This window comes from Stenotrophomonas sp. PS02300 (assembly GCF_029959395.1).
Classification (GTDB): Bacteria; Pseudomonadota; Gammaproteobacteria; order Xanthomonadales; family Xanthomonadaceae; genus Stenotrophomonas; species Stenotrophomonas maltophilia_AD.
This window is the reverse complement of record NZ_JASCOP010000203.1, coordinates 1-4,344: the sequence shown is the minus strand read 5'-3', so window position 1 is coordinate 4,344 and position 4,344 is coordinate 1. Positions and strand designations below refer to the sequence as shown.

Sequence of the window (4,344 nt, the reverse complement as noted above, 5' to 3'; positions counted from 1 at the left end):
GTTGGGGGATATTGGCTGATCCGGCGGCGCGCAGCCACGCAGGGCGGGGCTCTACTGCACCGCCCGTAGAGCCACGCCCTGCGTGGCTGCACGCGATGTCAATTTACGGGGAGCACTTCATCCAGCGCGGCTTCCAGCGCGTCCAGATCGGGCAGCAGCGCGCTCTGTTCACCCAGCAGCACGCGCATGTGCACGCCCTGCGGCAGGGTTTCTTCGGAGGCGTCGGCCAGCAGGCCGTCGCGCGGCACCGCGATCAGCTGCGGGAAGGTCTGGGTGAGCAGTGCGAAGTACGGGCGGCTGGCGTTGCCGCCCAGCGCCTTGAGCACCACTACCTTGTTGTTGCTCACCACCGCTTCCTCGCCCAGCCCGGACAGGCGCGCGAACGACATCAGCGGCACGTCCCAGCCCTGCCAGCGGATCTCGCCGACCAGCCACGCGGGCGCGTTGTCCACCGGGGTGACCGGCACCTTGGACATCATTTCGGCCACCGTCGCATTGGGCAGCAGCACGCGCTCGCTCCCGGCCTGGATCAGTACCCCACGGATTTCGTCGTTGCTGGCGTAGCTCATGAGTCTGCTTCCTGAAAGTGATACGGCGCGGCGATTACTCGCTCACGCCCCAGCGTTCGGCGATGGCGACGGCCAGCTGCGGCGGATCTCCGGCGGCCATGCCGGCGGCAACCACTGCATTGGCGGCGATCGGGTCGTAGCAGCCTTCACCGGTCTGCCCCGCGACCCAGCCGCCGGCCACGGCCAGCGACAGCACGTCGTCCAGCAGCGCCACGTCACTTCCGCTGAGCATCACCACGGCGCTGTGCGCCGGCGGCAACGCGGCCACCTGGATGCCCTTGGCATCGGCGGTGAAATGCAGGCCGCGGTTGCGCACGGCCACGCCTACGTCATCGGGCAGGATGTAGGCATTGCCCGCCAGCACCGGCTGGTCGGATTCGGCCAGCACCACCGGCAACGCCGACACACGGGCCATCTGCTTGACCAGGTTGCCGTAACGGCCCCCGTCCAGGCGCATGTAGACCAGGATCGGCACCGCCAGCCCGGCCGGCAGCGCGGCCAGCAGGCGGCGCAGTGCGTCGGGGCCACCGATGCCGGCCAGCACCAGCACGGCGCCGGGTGCGGCACCGCTCGGGTCGGCGTCGGCTTCCAGCTCGACCAGCGACAGGCGGTCGATATCGAACGCGCTGGGGTCCACCGGCGCGCTGACCGGCGCGGCCGGCGCGGCAACGGGTACGGCGCTGTCTTCATCCACCAGCGCCCAGCTGCTGTGGTCGCCCAGCGGCGCGCGCGGCGCAGCCGGGGCCGAGGCCGGGACCGGCGGCGGCACGCTGGCCGACGGCGCGACTACCGGGGCCTGCATGGCCGCCAGTGCTTCTTCCAGTGAGATCGGCTCGCTGTAGCCTTCCGGCGCCGGGTACAGGCCATCGGGCGGCACGTCACCGGCCGCGTCGAAGGCTTCGCGCACATGGAATTCCAGCGGCGCGTCGGCATGCAGTTCGGCAGGCGTCTGCGGCAGGCCGGGTTCGGGCTGCAGCAGGCCTTCCTGTTCGGCGCCCGGCGGCAGCACGTCCTGGTGGCCGTGCAGCTTGGCCACCAGGTGGCGCGCCCAGCGCTGGGCTTCCCAGCCTTCGCGGCGGGCAGCCAGTTCGGCTTCGTCGAAGATGACGGTCAGCGACGGCGAGGCCAGCACCGGGTCGAGGCGTTCCAGCGCATCCTCGATGGCCGGTTCCAGCGCGATCAACACCGCGCCGGCGTCGGCGCCGCCCAGGGTTTCCAGATCCACGCTGTTGGGATCTTCTTCCAGCACCACGGTCGCACCGGCCTGGGCCAGCGCTTCGCGCAGGCGCTCACGCGCCGGGCCGACCCGTGCCAGCAATGCCACCGACGGCAGCGGGTTCAGGTCATTCACGGGCACGGGCGATCCCCAGCAGGTCATACACGTTTCGCATCAGGTCCAGCTCCTGGTACGGCTTGCCCAGGTAACGCTGGACACCGATTTCGAAGGCGCGTTGACGGTGCTTGTCGCCGCTGCGCGAGGTGATCATCACGATCGGCACGCCCTTGTAGCGTGGATCGGCGCGCATGGCGGTGGCCAGTTCATAGCCATCCATGCGCGGCATTTCAATATCCAGCAGCATCAGGTCGGGCACCCGCTCTTCCAGGCGCTCCAGCGCTTCGATACCGTCGCGGGCAACGGCCACTTCGAAGTTGTGGCGTTCCAGGATGCGGCCGGTGACCTTGCGCATGGTCAGCGAGTCGTCGACCACCATCACCAACGGAGCCTGGCGGTCGGTGGCCTGCGCGGCCGGTGCGATCGGCTTGAGCGGGTTGGCCTGGTAACGGCGCACCAGCGGGGCGACGTCCAGAATCACCACCACGCGGCCATCGCCGGTGATGGTGGCGCCGTAGATGCCCGGTACCGAGGCGATCTGCAGGCCGACCGGCTTGACCACGATTTCGCGGTTGCCCAGCACCTGGTCGATGGCCACGGCCGCGCGCAGTTCACCGGCGCGCACCAGCAGCAGCGGCACCTGGTCCTGCCCTTCGGCACGGGCCTGGCCCTGGCCGACCAGCGTGCCCAGGTCGTGCAGCGCGAATTCTTCGCCGCCGTAGTGGTAGCCGCCGTTGGCCGATTCGAAGCGCTCGCGCGAGATCCGGCCGATACCGCTGACCGAGGCGACCGGCACCGCGAAGGTAGTGTCGCCGATCTGCACGAACACTGCCTGGGTGACCGCCAGGGTCTGCGGCAGGCGCAGGGTGAAGGTGACGCCCTTGCCCGGCACCGAGTGGATGTCCACCGAGCCGCCCAGCTGGCGCACTTCGTTGTGCACCACGTCCATCCCCACGCCACGGCCCGCCAGCTGGCTGACCTGGTCGGCAGTGCTGAAGCCGGGCGAGAAGATCATCGCGTCCAGTTCGGCATAGCCCAGCACGGCATCGGCCTCGACCAGGCCACGCTGTTCGGCGCGGCGACGGATCGCCTCGCGGTTCAGCCCAGCGCCGTCATCGGCCACTTCCAGCACGATTTCCGAGCCTTCGCGGCGCAGGCGGATGGCGATCTCGCCTTCCTCCGGCTTGCCGGCGGCGCGGCGCTGCTCCGGGGTTTCCAGGCCATGGGCCACGGAGTTGCGCAGCATGTGTTCCAGCGGCGCGACCATGCGGTCGAGCACGTTGCGGTCCAGTTCGCCGTGGGTACCGTCCAGGGTGACGTGGACCTGCTTGCCGGTGTCCTGGCCAGCCTGGCGAACCACGCGGCGCAGGCGCGGCACCAGCCCGTCGAACGGCACCATGCGCGCGCGCATCAGGCCATCCTGCAGTTCCGAGCTGACCCGCGACTGCTGCTGCAGCAGGACGTCGTACTGGCGCGACAGGTCGTCCAGCACGCCCTGCAGGCCGCCAAGGTCGGCTGCGGATTCGTTCAGCGCACGGCTGAGCTGCTGCAGCGTGGAGAAGCGGTCCAGTTCCAGCGGGTCGAACTTGTGGTCGACCTGTTCCTGCTCGCGCTGGTAACGGGCCACGATCTGGGCTTCGGTTTCCAGGTCCAGGCGACGCAGCTGGTCGCGCAGACGCGCATTGGTGCGGTCCAGTTCGCCCATCGCGCCGCGGAAGGCGCCGAGCTGCTGTTCCAGGCGCGAACGGTAAATCGCCACTTCGCCGGCGTGGTTGACCAGGCGGTCCAGCAGGTCGGCGCGCACGCGCACCTGTTCCTGCTGCGGACGCGCCAGGGTGTCTTCCTCGTTGGACGCTTCCAGCGGCACCGGTGCGGACAACGGTGCCGATGCAACGGCGGTATCGACCAGCGCCGGGACCTCGACCGCGGCAGCGGTCGTGGCGGGCGCGTCTTCTGCTTCGGCGCGGCCCAGCGTGCGCGCTTCAAACGCGGCGATCAGGTCGACCGGCATGGCCACGTCACGGTGGCGACCGGTGCGGGTCAGCATCTGGTGCAGGCGGTCGAAGCCACGCTCCAGCAGGTGGACGTCGCTGCGGTCGATATCGGTACGGTTGGCGGCGACCGCCTCCAGCAGCGATTCGATGCCGTGGCCCAGGTCGCCGATGGCGTTGATACCGGCCATGCGTGCGCCACCCTTGAGGGTGTGCAGGTCACGCTGCAGCCCGGCGATTGCTTCGCGGTCCTGGGGTGCGGCACGCAGTTCGCTGATCAGGCCATCGCAATGGTCGAGCAGGTCCTTGCCTTCCTCGACGAAGATGTCGACCAGTTCGCGGTCCAGCACGCTGAAGTCCAGCGAACCGGCATCGTCGAGTTCCTCTTCTTCGACGGCCGCTTCGTCCGCGGCCCCCCCGGCGCAGCACCCCGCACACGTAAAAAAAAAAA

At 69.5% G+C, this 4,344-nt stretch carries 3 protein-coding genes; all 3 read right to left on the bottom strand.

What is annotated here, in order from left to right:
• Positions 1-98: 98 nt before the first annotated feature.
• Complete coding sequence (locus tag QMX79_RS20110) at positions 99-569, bottom strand: chemotaxis protein CheW (protein WP_282248361.1); 471 nt, start codon at positions 567-569, stop codon at positions 99-101.
• Between the two features lie 34 nt (positions 570-603).
• The gene (locus tag QMX79_RS20105) at positions 604-1,926 is read right to left on the bottom strand and encodes a chemotaxis protein CheB (RefSeq protein WP_282248360.1); all 1,323 of its coding nucleotides are present in this window, start codon (positions 1,924-1,926) and stop codon (positions 604-606) included.
• Positions 1,913-4,344: response regulator (locus QMX79_RS20100; protein WP_282248359.1), on the bottom strand; the 2,432-nt coding region annotated here is incomplete at its 5' end. The genes QMX79_RS20100 and QMX79_RS20105, both read right to left, overlap by 14 nt.

What these genes read in the sequence shown, in the direction of transcription:
- QMX79_RS20110 (WP_282248361.1), bottom strand. Translation starts at nt 569, where the DNA reads ATGAGCTACGCCAGCAACGACGAAATCCGTGGGGTACTGATCCAGGCC.